The 17,513-nt window shown below is 71.3% G+C and carries 12 protein-coding genes; 9 read left to right on the top strand and 3 right to left on the bottom strand.

Going from position 1 to position 17,513, the window contains the following annotated elements; all coding sequences use genetic code 11:
* Positions 1-281 precede the first annotated feature (281 nt).
* From ACFZCP_RS30970 to ACFZCP_RS30960, 3 genes are all read left to right on the top strand, one after another.
* On the top strand, positions 282-485 hold the full coding sequence (locus ACFZCP_RS30970; RefSeq protein ID WP_359061453.1) for a hypothetical protein: 204 nt from the start codon (positions 282-284) through the stop codon (positions 483-485).
* 291 nt (positions 486-776) lie between these two features.
* Complete coding sequence (gene smc, locus ACFZCP_RS30965) at positions 777-4,409, top strand: chromosome segregation protein SMC (RefSeq protein ID WP_391433270.1); 3,633 nt, start codon at positions 777-779, stop codon at positions 4,407-4,409.
* Positions 4,410-4,609: 200 nt separating this feature from the next.
* Complete coding sequence (locus ACFZCP_RS30960; RefSeq protein ID WP_362691108.1) at positions 4,610-6,028, top strand: sugar porter family MFS transporter; 1,419 nt, start codon at positions 4,610-4,612, stop codon at positions 6,026-6,028.
* A 154-nt stretch (positions 6,029-6,182) separates the two neighbouring features.
* Here ACFZCP_RS30960 and ACFZCP_RS30955 read toward each other — a convergent pair whose 3' ends face one another.
* Positions 6,183-7,154: an LLM class flavin-dependent oxidoreductase gene (locus ACFZCP_RS30955; RefSeq protein WP_362691103.1), complete on the bottom strand. Its 972-nt coding sequence runs from the start codon at positions 7,152-7,154 to the stop codon at positions 6,183-6,185.
* 98 nt (positions 7,155-7,252) lie between these two features.
* Here ACFZCP_RS30955 and ACFZCP_RS30950 point away from each other — a divergent pair, with 98 nt between their 5' ends.
* Entirely contained in the window at positions 7,253-7,453 is a 201-nt protein-coding gene (locus tag ACFZCP_RS30950) for a hypothetical protein (RefSeq protein ID WP_391433265.1), read from the top strand.
* Between the two features lie 6 nt (positions 7,454-7,459).
* Here ACFZCP_RS30950 and ACFZCP_RS30945 read toward each other — a convergent pair whose 3' ends face one another.
* Positions 7,460-8,920, bottom strand: coding sequence for a cytosine permease (locus ACFZCP_RS30945; protein ID WP_391433262.1), 1,461 nt, complete (start codon positions 8,918-8,920; stop codon positions 7,460-7,462).
* 172 nt (positions 8,921-9,092) lie between these two features.
* Between ACFZCP_RS30945 and ftsY the strand changes: the two genes are divergently transcribed.
* Positions 9,093-10,304: a signal recognition particle-docking protein FtsY gene (ftsY, locus tag ACFZCP_RS30940; protein WP_391433259.1), complete on the top strand. Its 1,212-nt coding sequence runs from the start codon at positions 9,093-9,095 to the stop codon at positions 10,302-10,304.
* A gap of 96 nt (positions 10,305-10,400) precedes the next feature.
* Here ftsY and ACFZCP_RS30935 read toward each other — a convergent pair whose 3' ends face one another.
* Positions 10,401-11,063 (bottom strand): bifunctional DNA primase/polymerase, encoded by a 663-nt coding sequence (locus ACFZCP_RS30935; RefSeq protein ID WP_391433256.1) that lies wholly within the window; start codon positions 11,061-11,063, stop codon positions 10,401-10,403.
* Between the two features lie 458 nt (positions 11,064-11,521).
* On the opposite strand from ACFZCP_RS30935, the gene ACFZCP_RS30930 reads away from it, so the two are divergent.
* The 4 genes from ACFZCP_RS30930 (at position 11,522) to ACFZCP_RS30915 (ending at position 17,486) form a co-directional block, all read left to right on the top strand.
* On the top strand, positions 11,522-13,000 hold the full coding sequence (locus tag ACFZCP_RS30930) for a hypothetical protein (RefSeq protein ID WP_391433253.1): 1,479 nt from the start codon (positions 11,522-11,524) through the stop codon (positions 12,998-13,000).
* Between the two features lie 329 nt (positions 13,001-13,329).
* Positions 13,330-14,670 (top strand): ammonium transporter, encoded by a 1,341-nt coding sequence (locus ACFZCP_RS30925; protein WP_391433250.1) that lies wholly within the window; start codon positions 13,330-13,332, stop codon positions 14,668-14,670.
* Entirely contained in the window at positions 14,667-15,005 is a 339-nt protein-coding gene (locus tag ACFZCP_RS30920) for a P-II family nitrogen regulator (protein ID WP_039656487.1), read from the top strand. Before ACFZCP_RS30925 ends, ACFZCP_RS30920 begins: the two co-directional genes overlap by 4 nt.
* Positions 15,006-15,032: 27 nt before the next feature.
* On the top strand, positions 15,033-17,486 hold the full coding sequence (locus ACFZCP_RS30915; protein WP_391433247.1) for a [protein-PII] uridylyltransferase: 2,454 nt from the start codon (positions 15,033-15,035) through the stop codon (positions 17,484-17,486).
* The last annotated feature ends 27 nt before the right edge of the window (positions 17,487-17,513 follow it).

The following is a 17,513-nucleotide window of genomic DNA, read 5'->3' as shown; positions in this document are numbered from 1 at the left end:
GCAGGCTCCGCTGGTACAACTGATCGCCACGCCCTGAGGGCCCCGCAGGAGACGCAGCACCGCCGTTCGAAGGCCGTGCGCCCCGGGTTTGCCCGTCAATACGGGGCGTGATCGTGTTGACCGTCAAACTTTTTGGTGAGACGCTGAAAGCCCCGCGCACCTTAGCTGTTTGGCATGTAAGAACGGCAGAGCAACACTCGAGTGTGCCAAGCACCCCGGGTGCGAATCCCTCACGACCCACACCGCATCGGTCGGTCACTCAGTGTGGAGGACCATCCATCATGGCAAAGGCGCTTCTCGGTTACGTCGGCGGCTCCGACCCTCGACTCCTCGCCGAGATGCGACGGCTGCAGCAGCGCGTCCAGGACCTGGAGTCCGAGCTGGTACGGATCCAGGCCGAAAACGACGAGCTGACGGCTGCCGCCTCTCAGGACAGGATCATGGAGAGCATCGACGCACACCAGGCGGAGCCTGCGCTCACCTGATCGCTGCATCGCTCCACAACAGCAGTCGCAGCGGTTGGGCTGCCCGTATCAACCGCACAGTTGTCAGACACCGGGTTTCCCGATAAGTCAGAGTTGCAAGGGACGCTTCGGCGTCCCTTCTTTCTTTCCCCCGTGCATCCTTTCACCCTCTTTAACGTTTGGTGTGCCCTGCAAGTTCAACGGTGAAACCGTGGGCGTGGGGATGCTGTCCGCGGACCGCCGCCCGGTCTGCGGGAACGGGTTGCGAGTGTTCGTGGAGTGAGATAGCGGCGCCGGGTAGAGTCCACCGGCGTGCACCTCAAGGCCCTGACCCTGCGCGGGTTCAAGTCGTTCGCCTCGGCGACCACGCTCCGGTTCGAACCGGGGATCACGTGCGTCGTCGGCCCGAACGGCTCGGGCAAGTCCAATGTCGTGGACGCGCTCAGCTGGGTCATGGGCGAGCAGGGTGCCAAGTCCCTGCGCGGCGGCAAGATGGAAGACGTCATCTTCGCCGGCACCACCGGCCGCCCGCCGCTGGGCCGCGCCGAGGTGTCCCTGACCATCGACAACTCCGACGGGGCGCTGCCCATCGAGTACGCCGAGGTCACCATCACGCGGATCATGTTCCGCAACGGCGGCAGCGAGTACCAGATCAACGGCGACACCTGCCGCCTCCTGGACATCCAGGATCTGCTGTCCGACTCCGGCATCGGCCGCGAGATGCACGTCATCGTCGGCCAGGGCCAGCTCGACTCCGTCCTGCACGCGGACCCGATGGGCCGAAGGGCCTTCATCGAGGAGGCCGCGGGTGTGCTCAAGCACCGCAAGCGCAAGGAGAAGGCGCTGCGGAAGCTGGACGCGATGCAGGCCAACCTCGCGCGCGTGCAGGACCTCACCGACGAACTGCGCCGTCAGCTCAAGCCGCTCGGCCGCCAGGCGGCGGTTGCGCGCCGGGCGGCCGTCATCCAGGCGGACCTCCGTGACGCCCGCCTGCGCCTGCTCGCCGACGACCTCGTACGACTGCGCAAGGCGCTCAGGACCGAGATCGCCGACGAGGCCGCGCTCAAGGAACGCAAGGAAGCCGCCGAGCAGGAACTGAAGAAGGCGCTCCAGCGCGAGGCCCTGCTGGAGGACGAGGTACGGCAGCTCACGCCGCGCCTCCAGCGCGCCCAGCAGACCTGGTACGAGCTGTCCCAGCTGGCCGAACGCGTGCGCGGTACCGTCTCGCTGGCCGACGCCCGGGTCAAGAGCGCCACCTCGGCACCCCCCGAGGAGCGGCGCGGCCGGGACCCCGAGGACCTGGAGCGCGAGGCCGCCCGCATCCGCGAGCAGGAGGCCGAGCTGGAGGCCGCCCTGGAGGCGGCCCAGCGCGCCCTGGACGACACGGTCGCGCACCGCGCCGAACTGGAGCGCGAGCTGGCGGCCGAGGAGCGCCGCCTCAAGGACGCCGCCCGCGCCATCGCCGACCGCCGCGAAGGCCTGGCCCGGCTGTCCGGCCAGGTCAACGCGGCCCGCTCGCGCGCCGCCTCCGCGCAGGCCGAGATCGACCGGCTGGCCGCGGCCCGGGACGAGGCCCGGGAGCGCGCGGCCTCGGCCCAGGAGGAGTACGAGACCCTGAAGGCGGAGGTGGACGGCCTCGACGCCGAGGACGTGGACCTCGCCGAGCAGCACGAGGCGGCCAAGGGGCGGCTCGCGGAGGCAGAGGCCGCACTCGGCTCGGCCCGCGAGGCGGCCACCGCGGCCGAACGCCGGCGCGCCGCGACCCAGGCCCGCCGCGAGGCGCTGGCGCTCGGCCTTCGCCGCAAGGACGGCACCGGCATACTGCTGGGCGCCCGCGACCGCCTGGCCGGAGTCCTGGGCCCGGCGGCGGAGCTGCTGACGGTGACCCCCGGGTACGAGGCGGCACTGGCCGCAGCTTTCGGCGCGGCCGCCGACGCCGTCGCCGTGACCAGCGCGGTGTCCGCCGCCGAGGCCCTGCGCCTGCTGCGCAAGCAGGACGGAGGCCGGGTGGCACTGCTGCTGGCGGGAGCCCCGGAGGAAGCGCCCCGAAGGGGCGCGGGACACCGCGCGACAAGCCACGACGAACCCGCAGACGCCGGGCCGGCCGTCACGGCCCTCCCCGCGGAGCGCACGATCCCTGCCGCCGAGTACTTCGCCGCCGACCTCGTGCGCGGCCCCGCCGAACTCATGCCCGCCGTGCGGCGGCTGCTGCGCGGGATCGTCGTCGTGGGCACGTTGGAGGACGCCGAGGACCTCGTCCACGCCCGCCCCGACCTCACCGCCGTCACCGCCGAAGGCGACCTGCTCGGCGCGCACTTCGCGCACGGCGGGTCGGCCGGGGCGCCCAGCCTGCTGGAGGTGCAGGCCTCCGTGGACGAGGCCGCGGCGGAGCTGGAGGAGCTGGCCGTGCGCTGCGAGGAGCTGACCGAGGCGCAGCGCGCCGCGGCCGAGCGGCGCGTCGGCGCCGCGGCGCTCGTGGAGGAGCTGGGGGAGCGGCGCCGGGCCGCCGACCGGGAGAAGTCGGCCGTGGCCCAGCAGCTGGGCCGGCTCGCCGGGCAGGCACGCGGGGCGGCCGGGGAGGCCGAGCGGTCGGCCGCGGCGGCCGACCGTGCGCAGCAGGCGCTGGAGAAGGCCGCCCAGGAGGCCGAGGAGCTGGCCGAGCGGCTGGCCGTCGCCGAGGAGATGCCGGTCGAGGAGGAGCCGGACACCTCCGTACGGGACCGCCTCGTCGCCGACGGCGCCAACGCCCGGCAGACCGAGATGGAGGCCCGCCTTCAGGTCCGTACGCACGAGGAGCGGGTCAAGGGGCTCGCCGGACGGGCCGACTCGCTGGATCGGGCCGCCCGCGCGGAACGCGAGGCACGCGCGCGTGCCGAGCAGCGGCAGGCCCGGTTGCGGCACGAGGCCGCCGTCGCGGAGGCCGTCGCGTCCGGCGCCCGGCAGCTGCTCGCCCACGTCGAGGTGTCCCTCGGCCGTGCCGACCAGGAGCGGTCCGCCGCCGAGGCGGCCAAGGCCGTACGCGAGCAGGAACTGACCGCCGCGCGCAGTGCGGGGCGCGAACTCAAGTCCGAGCTGGACAAGTTGACCGATTCGGTGCACCGGGGCGAGGTGCTGGGCGCCGAGAAGCGGCTGCGGATCGAGCAGCTGGAGAGCAAGGCGCTGGAGGAGCTGGGCGTGGAACCGGCCGGGCTCATGTCCGAGTACGGCCCCCATCAGCTCGTGCCGCCCTCCCCGCCCGCCGAGGGCGAGGTGCTGCCGGAGGACCCGGAGCATCCCCGCAACCAGCCGAAGCCGTTCCTGCGCGCCGAGCAGGAGAAGCGGCTCAAGGCCGCCGAGCGTGCCTACCAGCAGCTGGGCAAGGTCAATCCGCTGGCGCTGGAGGAGTTTTCGGCCCTGGAGGAGCGGCACAAGTTCCTCAGCGAGCAGCTCGAAGACCTGAAGAAGACCCGCGCCGACCTCCTCCAGGTGGTGAAGGAGGTGGACGAGCGCGTCGAGCAGGTGTTCACCGAGGCCTACCGGGACACGGCCCGCGAGTTCGAGGGCGTGTTCAGCCGGCTGTTCCCGGGCGGCGAGGGCCGGCTGATCCTGACCGATCCCGACAACATGCTCACCACCGGTGTCGATGTCGAGGCCCGCCCGCCGGGCAAGAAGGTCAAGCGGCTCTCCCTCCTCTCCGGCGGCGAGCGGTCGCTGACCGCCGTCGCGCTGCTGGTGTCGATCTTCAAGGCCCGGCCGAGCCCCTTCTACGTCATGGACGAGGTCGAGGCAGCCCTCGACGACACCAACCTGCAGCGGCTGATCCGGATCATGCAGGAGCTGCAGGAGGCCTCGCAGCTGATCGTGATCACGCACCAGAAGCGCACGATGGAGGTCGCCGACGCGCTGTACGGCGTCTCCATGCAGGGCGACGGTGTGTCAAAGGTCATTTCGCAGCGGCTTCGCTAGCCATCCCATCAAGATCAACTAACTCGATGTTCACTTCTTGAACATGGGGAGGTCGGTCACGTCTAAAAACTCACAGGGTTTGAACTATTGACTTCGAAACTTGAAGGCATAGTCTCTGCAACGTTGCTTTTACCTTCAGGTCTTACCTGTAAGGGCTGACCCCCCACCCGGCAGCGTTGCCGTGGCCCGAGGAGCTTTTCGTGACCAGCACAGCGCAGGCACCCAAGTCAGGAGCCAGGACGGCTCCGCCCGAGCATCTCGGGCACGTCATCTTCATCGCGGCGGCGGCCGCGATGGGCGGTTTCCTCTTCGGCTACGACAGCTCCGTGATCAACGGCGCCGTCGAGGCCATCCGGGGCCGTTACGACATCGGCTCGGCAGCGCTGGCCCAGGTCATCGCCATCGCCCTGATCGGCTGTGCGATAGGCGCCGCGACCGCCGGCCGCATAGCCGACCGGATCGGCCGCATCCGGGTCATGCAGATCGCCGCCCTGCTGTTCACGGTCAGCGCCGTCGGCTCGGCGCTGCCCTTCTCGCTGTGGGACTTCGCCCTCTGGCGCGTCGTCGGAGGCTTCGCCATCGGCATGGCCTCCGTGATCGGCCCCGCCTACATCGCGGAGGTCGCCCCGCCCGCCTACCGCGGCCGCCTCGGCTCCTTCCAGCAGGCCGCGATCGTCATCGGCATCGCCATCTCGCAGCTGGTCAACTGGGGTCTGCTGAACGCCGCCGACGGCGACCAGCGCGGCAAGCTGATGGGCCTGGAGGCCTGGCAGGTCATGCTCGGCGTCATGGTCGTCCCGGCCGTCCTGTACGGCCTGCTCTCCTTCGCCATCCCCGAGTCCCCCCGCTTCCTGCTCTCGGTCGGCAAGCGCGAGCGCGCCAAGGAGATCCTCGCCGAGGTCGAGGGCACGGGCACCGACCTGGACGCCCGCGTCGCCGAGATCGAGCACGCGATGAAGAGCGAGCACAAGTCGGGCTTCAAGGATCTGCTCGGCGGCGGCTTCTTCTTCAAGCCGATCGTCTGGATCGGTATCGGCCTGTCGGTCTTCCAGCAGTTCGTCGGCATCAACGTCGCGTTCTACTACTCCTCGACGCTGTGGCAGTCGGTCGGTGTCGACCCGACGGACTCGTTCTTCTACTCCTTCACGACGTCGATCATCAACATCCTCGGCACCGTGATCGCGATGATCTTCGTGGACCGCGTCGGCCGCAAGCCGCTCGCGCTCATCGGCTCGGTCGGCATGGCCGTCGGCCTGGCCCTGGAGGCCTGGGCGTTCTCGCACCACCTCGTGGACGGCAAGCTGCCCGCCACCCAGGGCTGGATCGCCCTGGTGGCCGCCCACCTGTTCGTCCTCTTCTTCGCCCTGTCCTGGGGTGTGGTCGTCTGGGTCATGCTCGGCGAGATGTTCCCGAACAAGATCCGTGCCGCCGCCCTGGGCGTGGCCGCCGCCGCGCAGTGGATCGCCAACTGGGCCATCACCGCGAGCTTCCCGTCGCTGGCCGACTGGAACCTGTCCGGCACCTACGTGATCTACGCGGTCTTCGCCGCGCTCTCCGTGCCGTTCGTCCTGAAGTTCGTCAAGGAGACGAAGGGCAAGTCGCTGGAGGAGATGGGCTGAGCAGCCCCCCTGAACTCGGGGAGAAGGGCCAAGTCCCCGCTGCCCCTCTCCCCGTACCGTCCGCCGCCCCCGGCCCGGCCACTGCCCGGACCGGGGGCGGCGGTCTCGTACCGGCCCTTCACCGGATGAGGATCCCGGCGTTCGTCGCCGCAGCTCAGCCGCCCAGTGCCGGAACCACCCGCTCCGCGAACAGCCTGAGGCTCCGCCATCCCTCCTCCACCGGCATCCCGCCCGCCAGCGGATGCAGCACGAGACTGTCCAGGTCCTGGGCCACGCACTGCTCCGGGGTGAGGATCCGGTAGACGCCCTCGGCGCGCAGCTCGTCCACGGTCGTCGCCGCCGATCTCACCGCCGACGTGATGTCCCGCGACTGCCAGGAGGCGTAGGTGCGCGCCTCGTGCAGGAAGTGCCCGCCGTACTCGGACCAGGCCCGGTCCGGATCCTCGGCGAGGTGCAGCAGCGGAGTCTCGGCCGCGGGCATCATCGTCCAGCCCTCGGTGCCGTACTCCGTGAGCTTCTCCTTGTAGTACGTCTCCAGCTCCGGCAGGTGCGCGCTGGGGAAGAACGGCAGGCCGAGCCGGGCCGCCCGGCGGGCCGCGGCCTTCGACGAGCCGCCGACCAGCAGCAGGGGGTGCGGCTGGGTGAACGGGCGCGGGGTGAGCCGTACCGTGCGGCCCCGGTAGGCGAACTCCTCCCCGGTCCAGGCCTTCAGCAGGGTCTCCAGCAGCTCGTCCTGGAGCCGGCCCCGCCGCCTCCAGTCGACGTCGAACAGGGCGTACTCCTCGGGCCGGTAGCCGATCCCGGCCACCGTCACCAGCCGCCCGCCGCTGAGCAGGTCCAGCACGGCGATCTCCTCGGCCAGCCGCAGCGGGTCGTGCAGCGGGCCGATCACCGCCGACACCGTGACGGCGATGGTCCGGGTCGCCCCGAACACCGCACCCGCGAAGGCGAAGGGCGACGGCAGCCAGTTGTTGTCGGCGCCGTGGTGCTCCTCGGTCTGCACGGTGGTGATCCCGTGCTCGTCCGCGTACGCGGCCATCTCCAGGGCGGCCCGGTAGCGGGCGGCGAGGGAGGCGGGGGCGGCGCCGGGTGCGACGAGGTTGAAACGTACGACCGTGACGGGCATGGGAAGTCCCCCTCCGGTGCTGCTCGGTGGAGGGGGACGGTAGCTGACAGTACGTCAGATGGCCATGGGTGCGGCACGGCCGGCCGTAGGCTCGCCACATGACCGATCCTGAACCCACGGATGCGCAGGCCGAGGCGGCGCGCGGTCGGGTCGCCCTCTGGCTCGACCCGGACGATCTGCACCGGCTCGCCCGTCACTGCTGCTGTCCGGACGACGCGCCGGAGGAGGAGAAGGAGCGCTGTCTCCGCATCCGCTTCCGGGCGAACGCGGCCCTGCACAGGAGCGGCCTGTCAGGCTGAGGCCGGTCAGACGCCGGCGGTCGCGGGCTCCTCGGCGGGCTCGGCGGACTCGGCGGCCTTCTCGGGGATCACCACCGCCGGCTTCGGCAGCGCCATGTACAGCAGGCCGGAGATCACGATCGTGGCGACCCAGCCGAGGCCGTACTCGCCGACGACGTTGTTCTTCGCCAGCGGGCCGGTGAACCAGTCCGAGGTGGTGAACATCAGGCCCGCCGCCAGGCCGATCGCCCAGGCGGCCACCGCGGCGGGGGAGAAGCCTCCCCGGTACCAGTAGGCGCTGGTGCGGGTGGTGTCGGCCATGGCCCGGCCGTCGTACTCGGTCCGGCGCAGCATGTCCGCGCCGAAGACGCCGACCCAGGCGGAGAAGGCCACCGCGAGCAGCGAGAGGAAGGCGATGAACGAGCCCATGAAGCTCGTCGCCACCAGCATCAGCACACCGCCGAAGATCAGCGAGATCACCGCGTTGACCGAGACCGCCCAGTGGCGCGGCACCTTGAAGCCGAGGGTCTGCGCGGTGAAGCCGGCCGAGTACATCGACATCGAGTTGATCAGCAGCATGCCGATCAGCGCGATCAGCAGGTACGGCACCGCGATCCAGGTCGGCAGGATCTCCCCGAGGAAGGAGACCGGGTCGGAGGCCGAGGCCAGGTCCGGCGTGGACACGGCCATCACCGCGCCCATCAGCACCATCGGCAGGACGACGATCCCGGCGCCGCCCACCGCCGTGCCCACGATCGCCTTCGACGACGCGGTGCGCGGCAGATAGCGGGTGAAGTCCGGTGCGGAGGGGATCCAGCTGACCCCGCCCGCCGCGATCATGCCGATCCCGGTGATCACCGCCGCCGTGGACCCCGCGCCGTGGTCCATGACCTTCGACCAGTCGGTGTTCACGGCCAGGTACACGAGGACGAGGACCGAGAAGACGCCGAAGACGTACGTCGCGTACTTGTTGCACTTCTGGACGGCGTTGATGCCGAGCCCGGAGATCGCGAAGGTCGCGACGACGAAGATCAGCAGCATCACCATGTCCAGCACGCTGTTCGCCCTGATGCCGAGCACGATGTCCAGGATGGTGAGCATCGCGTAGGCGCCGGTCACCGCGTTGATCGTCTCCCAGCCCCAGCGGGCGACCCAGATCAGCGAGCCGGGCAGCAGATTGCCGCGCTGCCCGAAGACCGCGCGCGACAGCGCCATGCCCGGCGCCCCGCCCCGCTTGCCCGCGATGCCGATCAGCCCGACCAGGCCGTACGACAGGATCGGTGCGGCGGCCGCGACGACCAGCGCCTGCCAGATGTTCAGGTGGTAGGCCACCACGAGGCTCGCGCCCATGGTGAGCAGCAGCACGCTGATGTTCGCGCCGACCCAGGTGGGGAACAGCTCGCGGGTTCTCGCGGTGCGTTCGTGGTCGGGTACCTGCTCGATGCCGCGGGTTTCGAGAGCGCCTTCGGTCTCGGCTGTCTTGCTCATGAAAGAGGGGTGCCTCGGAATGGGGGACAGGGGGACGTCGGGACTCTACGCGCGTTGAGGGATTCGGTGCCATCGTACTTTGATCCGACTCATCCCGCGCAGGGGCCTTTGTCCCTCAGAGGAAGCCACAATCAGGGTCTCGCCGGAACGTATGGCCGATACTGGTCGGGTTATGGAAACCGTCATCCTTGCTGTAGTCATCGCCGTGGTCGTGCTCGGCGCGCTCGGCGGGCTCATCGTCGGCAGCCGACGCCGCAAGCCGCTGCCCCCGCCGCCGCCCACGACGCCCGACATCACCGCGCCCCCGGCCGAGCCGCACGTCGGCGACGAGGCCGAGACGCCGCGCGACGAACCGCGCCGGACCATCGAGGAGGTGGATCTCCCGGGCGGCTCGGCACCGGTCGCCGTGGAGGAACCCCCTGCCGGTCCGGCCGTCGAGGCTCCCGAGATCGAGATCCCGGAGCCCACCGCAGGACGGCTGGTCCGCCTGCGCACCCGCCTGTCCCGCTCGCAGAACGCCCTCGGCAAGGGCCTGCTCACGCTGCTCTCCCGCGAGCACCTCGACGAGGACACCTGGGAGGAGATCGAGGACACCCTTCTCACCGCCGACGTCGGCGTGCAGCCGACCCAGGAGCTGGTCGAGAACCTGCGCGAGCGCGTCAAGGTGCTCGGCACCCGCACCCCCGAGGAGCTGCGCGCACTCCTGCGCGAGGAGCTGCTCAAGCTGGTCGACACCGATGTCGACCGCACCGTGAAGACCGAGCCCGAGGACCGCAAGCCCGGCATCGTGATGGTCGTCGGCGTCAACGGCACCGGCAAGACCACCACCACCGGCAAGCTCGCCCGTGTCCTGGTCGCCGACGGCCGTACCGTCGTCCTCGGCGCCGCCGACACCTTCCGGGCCGCCGCGGCCGACCAGCTGCAGACCTGGGGCGAGCGGGTCGGTGCCTACACCGTGCGCGGGCCGGAGGCCGGCGACCCCGCCTCCGTCGCCTTCGACGCGGTCAAGGAGGGCAAGGAGATGGGGGTCGACGTCGTCCTCATCGACACCGCCGGCCGCCTGCACACCAAGACCGGCCTCATGGACGAGCTGGGCAAGGTCAAGCGCGTGGTCGAGAAGCACGCGCCGCTCGACGAGGTGCTGCTCGTCCTGGACGCCACCACCGGCCAGAACGGCCTGGTGCAGGCCCGGGTGTTCGCCGAGGTCGTGGACATCACCGGCATCGTGCTGACCAAGCTGGACGGTACGGCGAAGGGCGGCATCGTGGTCGCGGTCCAGCGCGAGCTCGGCGTCCCGGTCAAGCTGGTCGGTCTCGGCGAGGGCGCGGACGACCTGGCGCCGTTCGAGCCGGAGGCGTTCGTGGATGCCCTTATCGGTGACTGAACCATCGCGGGGAGACGCATGCGCTCCCTTCGAGGAAGCGCCCGCCTCACGGTGTTGAGGACGGGCGCTTCGCTTGTACGGGGCCCTGCGGTGCGCTCACGCCCACGCCCGCGACCGGTGTGCCACGTACGCCAGCGTGCCCAGCAGCAGCCGGGCCGCCGGCGGTCGCGTCGCCGAGTCCAGGGCCGGCGGGCGCAGCCAGCGCACCGCGCCCAGGCCGCCCCGGTCCGAGGGCGGCGCGGTGATGTGGCTGTCCGGGCCGAGACCGCGCAGGTCCAGGGCGCAGGGGTCGTCCCAGCCCATGCGGTAGAGCAGCCGGGGGAGCTCGGCGGCGGCGCCGGGGGCGACGAAGAAGTGGGCGCGGCCGTCCGGGGTCGCGGTGACCGGGCCGAGCGGGAGCCCCATGCGCTCCAGGCGGACCAGGGCGCGGCGCCCGGCGGCCTCGGCGACCTCGATGACGTCGAACGCCCGGCCGACGGGCAGCATCACGGAGGCGCCGGGGAACTCGGACCAGGCCTTGGTCACGTCGTCGAGCGTGGCCCCGGCCGGCACCTGGGGTGCGAAGTCGAGCGGGTGTGCCCCCGGGGCCGGGCACTCGGCGTGACCGCAGGAGCAGGCGCCCGCCGCGGCCCGGGCGCCGGGAACCACGTCCCAGCCCCACAGTCCGGTGAACTCGGCGACGGCGGTGCACTCCGACGAGCGGCCGCGCCGACGCGTGCCGGAGCGGATCTCGCGAATGCCGCCGATCGTGAAGCCCATGCCCCCTCCAACGGGTCCAACGCGCCGGTGGTTACGACACGGAGTGAGACGGAAACGGAACGTGACGCTACGGCTCCGACTTCCCTCGTCGCCGTGAGGGCAAGGCAGCGCCTTGCAGCGTCACGGGTCGCGCACCGAGGGCTGTGCGCCCCTGCGCGCTTCACTCCGCCCACTTGCCGATCGTCCTATGTCAAGTGAATCGCGAGGCGCCGTCCGTGAGTTCATTCGAAGGGGTGGCGAATGGTGGCGTTTCCGGGATCGCCATGGCTGTACCGGTGATCGTAGGATTACTGTGAGTGTGCGAGGCCTGAAGGCACATGCACCCGTGGGTATGCCGGAGGCAAGTCGTCATCTCGTTCGAACGGTGAGAACCGGGGGACGAGAGGCCGTATATACCGGCATTCTGTTAGGGCTTGGCGCATTCGGCGACAAGTGGTCTCAGGGATGGGGGCGTTCCAGTGGGCGGCGGTAACGGAAGCGTGACGAACGCTGACAAGGGCCCCAACGAGCTGCTCGGCTCGTGGTTCGTGCGCAGCGGGTGGTCCAAGGGCGAGCTGGCCCGCCAAGTGAACCGCCGGGCACGTCAGTTGGGCGCCAACCACATCTCCACGGACACCTCGCGCGTGCGCCGCTGGCTGGACGGGGAGAACCCGCGCGAGCCGATCCCGCGGATCCTGTCCGAGCTGTTCTCCGAGCGCTTCGGCTGCGTCGTCTCCATCGAGGACCTCGGCCTGCGCGCCGCCCGCCAGTCACCCTCCGCGTCCGGTGTCGACCTGCCCTGGACGGGCCCGCAGACAGTGGCCCTGCTCGGCGAGTTCTCGCGCAGCGACCTCATGCTGGCGCGGCGCGGCTTCCTCGGAACTTCGCTGGCCCTGTCGGCGGGCCCGTCCCTCATCGAGCCCATGCAGCGCTGGCTCGTGCCGACGCCGTCCTCGCCGGCCCCGCCCGAGCCCGAGCAGGCCCTGGAGTCCCGCAGGCCCGGCCGGCTGTCCAAGCCCGAGCTGGACCTGCTGGAGTCCACCACGCAGATGTTCCGCCAGTGGGACGCCCAGTGCGGCGGCGGCCTGCGCCGCAAGGCGGTCGTGGGCCAGCTCCACGAGGTCACCGACCTCCTCCAGGAGCCCCAGCCCGAGGCCACCACCCGCAAGCTCTTCAAGGTCGCCGCCGAACTCGCCGAACTCGCCGGCTGGATGTCGTACGACATCGGGCTCCAGGCCACCGCGCAGAAGTACTTCGTCCTCGCCCTGCACGCGGCGAAGGAGGCCGGTGACAGGCCGCTCGGCTCCTATGTCCTGTCCAGCATGAGCCGCCAGATGATCCACCTCGGCCGGCCGGACGACGCCCTGGAGCTGATCCACCTCGCGCAGTACGGCAGCCGCGACTGCGCGAGCCCGCGCACCCAGTCCATGCTGTATGCGATGGAGGCCCGCGCCTACGCCAACATGGGCCAGCCCGGCAAGTGCAAGCGGGCGGTCCGGATGGCCGAGGACACCTTCTCCGAGGCCGACGAGTGGGACGAGCCGGACCCCGACTGGATCCGCTTCTTCTCCGAGGCCGAGCTGTACGGCGAGAACTCCCACTCCTTCCGCGACCTCGCCTACGTCGCCGGACGCAGCCCCGCCTACGCCTCCCTGGCCGAGCCGCTGATGCAGCGGGCGGTGGAGCTGTTCGCCAAGGACAGGGAACACCAGCGGTCGTATGCGCTGAACCTGATCGGCATGGCCACCGTCCACCTGCTCCAGCGCGAGCCCGAGCGGAGCACGGAGTACGCCTCGCAGGCCATGGAGATCGCCAAGAAGGTCCGCTCCGAGCGTGTGAACACCCGTATCCGAAAGACGGTCGACACGGCCGCGCGCGACTTCGGCGATCTCAGCTCCGTCGTCGACCTCACCGACCAGCTCGCCGTCGACCTGCCGGAGACCGCCGAGGCCGTCTGACCACCGCAGGACCCATGCTCCGGCCGCGGCCGGTCCTCCCGAACAGCCCGACTCGGCTCCCCCATGCCAGGTCATCGAGAGGCCCGCCGCGGCCGGTTTTTCTTCTGCCGAAGAAGGTTGCGCCACGATAACGATCGGCGTGCCGGACATCCGGCAGTTCATGGACGTGTAACACGTAGGGCGTCTTCGTCACCCCGGCGAAACAACGAGGGGCCTCCACCGAAACCGCGCTGCGCCACTCTCATGGCGCATAACCGGCCCACCCCTCACTGACCGGACCGCTCAGGCACCGCCCGCACGGGGCCGTACCAACCGACGAGGAGACGCCGATGGCCCCAGCCATCATGCTTGCCGCGGAGGCACCCAAACTGTCCTCCGCGAACACAGGCTTCATGCTCATCTGTTCCGCCCTGGTACTGCTCATGACCCCGGGCCTGGCCTTCTTCTACGGAGGCATGGTCCGCGTCAAGAGCACGCTCAACATGCTCATGATGAGCTTCATCAGCATGGGCATCGTCACCATTTTGTGGGTGCTCTACGGCTTCTCCCTCGCCTTCGGCACGAACAACAGCCTCATCGGCTGGAACTCCGACTGGTTCGGCCTCAGCAACATCGGGCTGACGGAGCTGTGGGACGGCTACACCATCCCGATCTTCGTGTTCATGGTCTTCCAGATGATGTTCGCGATCATCACGCCGGCCCTGATAAGCGGCGCCCTCGCGGACCGCGTCAAGTTCTCCGCGTGGTCGCTCTTCATCGCCCTGTGGGTCACGATCGTCTATGTCCCGGTCGCCCACTGGGTCTGGGGTGCCGACGGCTGGGCCTACAAGCTCGGCGTGATCGACTTCGCCGGCGGTACGGCGGTCCACATCAACGCCGGTGCCGCGGCCCTGGGCGTGATCCTGGTCATCGGCAAGCGCGTCGGCTTCAAGAAGGACCCGATGCGCCCGCACAGCCTCCCGTGGGTGATGCTCGGCGCCGGCCTGCTGTGGTTCGGCTGGTTCGGCTTCAACGCCGGCTCGTGGCTCGGCAACGACGACGGCGTCGGCGCGCTGATGTTCGTCAACACGCAGGTCGCGACGGCCGCCGCCATGCTGGCCTGGCTCGCCTACGAGAAGATCCGGCACGGCGCGTTCACCACGCTGGGCGCCGCCTCCGGTGCGGTCGCCGGCCTGGTCGCGATCACCCCGTCCGGCGGCGCGGTCTCCCCGCTCGGCGCGATCGCCGTCGGCGCCATCGCCGGTGTCGCCTGCGCCGCCGCGGTCGGCCTGAAGTTCAGGTTCGGCTACGACGACTCGCTCGACGTCGTCGGTGTCCACATGGTCGGCGGCATCATCGGCTCCCTGCTCATCGGCTTCTTCGCCACCGGCAAGGGCCAGTCCGCCGCGACGGGCGTCTTCTACGGCGACCACACCTTCACCCAGCTGTGGAAGCAGTGCGCCGGTGTCGGTGCGGTCCTCGCCTACTCGCTGATCGTCTCCGCGGTCCTCGCCTTCCTCCTCGACAAGACCATCGGCATGCGGGTCTCCGAGGACGAGGAGATCTCGGGCATCGACCAGGCCGAGCACGCCGAGACCGCCTACGACTTCAGCGGCGCCGGCGGCGGTGTCATCGGATCCGCAGCCTCCTCGGCCCTGGCCGCCGCGCAGACCAAGAAGGTGGACGCATGAAGCTCATCACCGCCGTCGTCAAGCCCCACCGGCTCGACGAGATCAAGGAGGCACTGCAGGCCTTCGGCGTCCACGGACTGACCGTCACCGAAGCCAGCGGCTACGGTCGGCAGCGGGGCCACACCGAGGTCTACCGCGGAGCCGAGTACACCGTCGACCTGGTCCCCAAGATCCGCATCGAGGTGCTGGCGGAGGACGACGACGCCGAGCAGCTGATCGAGGTCGTCGTCAAGGCGGCCCGTACCGGCAAGATCGGTGACGGCAAGGTCTGGTCCCTGCCGGTCGAGACGGCCGTACGGGTGCGTACCGGCGAGCGCGGCCCGGACGCGCTCTGATCAGCACAGAAGAACAGGAGTCGCTGGGTGACGGGTACGGAAGTACAGAACGAAGCGGATGACTCGGGACCCAGCGGCTATGCGGCGGCCCGGCTGCGCCTCCTCACCGAGGGAGCGCGGTCCGGGCCGCCGCGCCGTGCGGCCCTCGCCGAGCTGACCGACGACTGGCTCGCCGGCCTCTTCACGGCGGCAGCCCGGGGGCTCACGGGCGTATCCCTCGTCGCGGTCGGCGGCTACGGCCGCGGCGAGCTGTCCCCGCGCAGTGACCTGGACCTCCTGCTGCTGCACGACGGCGGCGACCCGAGCGCGGTCGCCGCCCTCGCGGACCGCCTCTGGTACCCCGTCTGGGACCTCGGCCTCGCCCTCGACCACTCCGTGCGGACCCCGGCCGAGGCCCGCAGGACGGCCGGCGAGGACCTGAAGGCCCACCTCGGCCTCCTGGACGCCCGCCACCTCGCCGGCGACCTCGGCCTCACCGCCACCCTGCGCACCACCGTCCTCGCCGACTGGCGCAACCAGGCGCCCGGGCGCCTGCCCGAACTCCAGGAACTCTGCGCCGACCGCGCCCGGCGCCAGGGCGAGCTGCAGTACCTCCTGGAACCCGACCTCAAGGAGGCCCGCGGCGGCCTCAGGGACGCCACCGCCCTGCGCGCCGTGGCCGCCTCCTGGCTCGCCGACGCCCCGCGCGAGGGCCTTGCGGACGCACGCCGGCGGCTGCTGGACGTCCGCGACGCGCTCCATCTGGGCACCGGCCGCGCCACCGACCGGCTCGCCCTCCAGGAACAGGACCAGGTGGCGGCCGAGCTGGGCCTGCTGGACGCCGACACCCTGCTGCGCCAGGTGTACGAGGCGGCGCGGGTGATCTCGTACGCCAGTGACGTCACCTGGCGCGAGGTGGGGCGCGTGCTGCGCTCGCGTGCCGTGCGGCCGCGCCTGCGCGCCATCCTGGGCGGCGGCAAGCCGGTCGCCGAGCGCTCCCCGCTGGCCGAGGGCGTGGTGGAGCAGGACGGCGAGGTGGTGCTCGCCCGGGCCGCACGCCCCGAACGCGACCCCGTGCTCCCGCTGCGCGCCGCGGCCGCCGCCGCACAGGCAGGGCTCCCGCTCTCCCTGCACGCCGTACGGCGCATGGCCGCCACCGTGCGCCCGCTGCCCACGCCCTGGCCCGCCGAAGCCCGCGAGCAGCTGGTCACCCTGCTCGGCTCGGGCCGCCCCACCGTCGACGTCTGGGAGGCCCTGGAGGCGGAAGGCCTGGTCAGCAGCCTCCTGCCGGACTGGGAACGGGTCCGCTGCCGCCCGCAGCGCAACGCCGTCCACATCTGGACCGTGGACCGGCACCTGATCGAGACGGCGGTCCGCGCCTCCGAGCTGACCCGCCGCGTCAGCCGCCCCGACCTGCTCCTCGTCGCCGCCCTGCTGCACGACATCGGCAAGGGCTGGCCCGGCGACCACTCCGTGGCCGGCGAGATCATCGCCCGGGACGTGGCCCTGCGGATCGGCTTCGAGCGCGCGGACGTGACGGTGCTGGCCACGCTCGTCCGCCACCACCTGCTGCTCGTCGAGACGGCCACCCGCCGCGACCTGGAGGACCCGGCGACGGTCCGCTCGGTCGCCGAGGCCGTCGGCACACAGAGCACCCTGGAACTGCTGCACGCCCTCACCGAGGCGGACGCGCTCGCCACCGGCCCGGCCGCCTGGTCCTCCTGGCGCGGCTCCCTCGTCGCCGACCTGGTGCGGCGCGTGGCGGCCGTCCTCGCCGGGGACGCCCCCGACGAACCCGAGCCCGGTGCCCCGACGGCCGAGCAGGAGCGCCTCGCCATCGAGGCCTTCCGCACCGGCAGCCCGGTCCTCTCCCTGCGCGCGCAGCCCGAACCGGCTCCGGAGGGGGAGCCCGCGGGCGGGCCCGAGCCGCTCGGCGTGGAACTGCTCATCGCCGTACCGGACCAGCCCGCCGTGCTCCCCGCGGTCGCCGGTGTCCTCGCCGTGCACCGCCTGACCGTGCGGACGGCCGAGCTGCGGATCCTGAGCCTGCCCGACGACGTCGACGACGCCGGCTCGGTGCTGCTGCTCAACTGGCGGGTCGCCGCCGAGTACGGCTCGCTGCCCCAGGCGGCGCGGCTGCGCGCCGACCTCGTCCGTGCCCTCGACGGCTCCCTGGACATCGCGGGCCGCCTCGCCGAGCGGGACGCGGCCTACCCCCGCCGCCGCGGCTGGACGGCCCCGCCGCCCCGCGTGACCGTGGCCCCGGCGGCCTCCCGTCACGCCACCGTGATCGAGGTCAGGACGCAGGACGCCCCCGGGCTGCTGCACCGGATCGGGACGGCCCTGGAGAAGGCGGCCGTACGGGTCCGCAGCATGCACGTCAGCACCCTGGGCTCGAACGCCGTCGACGCCTTCTACGTCACCACCGGCACCGGCGCACCCCTGCCGTTGCCGGACGCCTCGTCGCTGGCCCGTGTACTGGAGGAGACCCTGAGGGGATGACCCTGCCCCGGTGGGTTCACCGCCGGG

Origin of the sequence: Streptomyces sp. NPDC007971 (assembly GCF_042958635.1) — a bacterium.
GTDB lineage: Bacteria > Actinomycetota > Actinomycetes > Streptomycetales > Streptomycetaceae > Streptomyces.
Note: the sequence above shows the minus strand (reverse complement) of the source record. Positions and strands in the feature narration are given on the sequence as shown.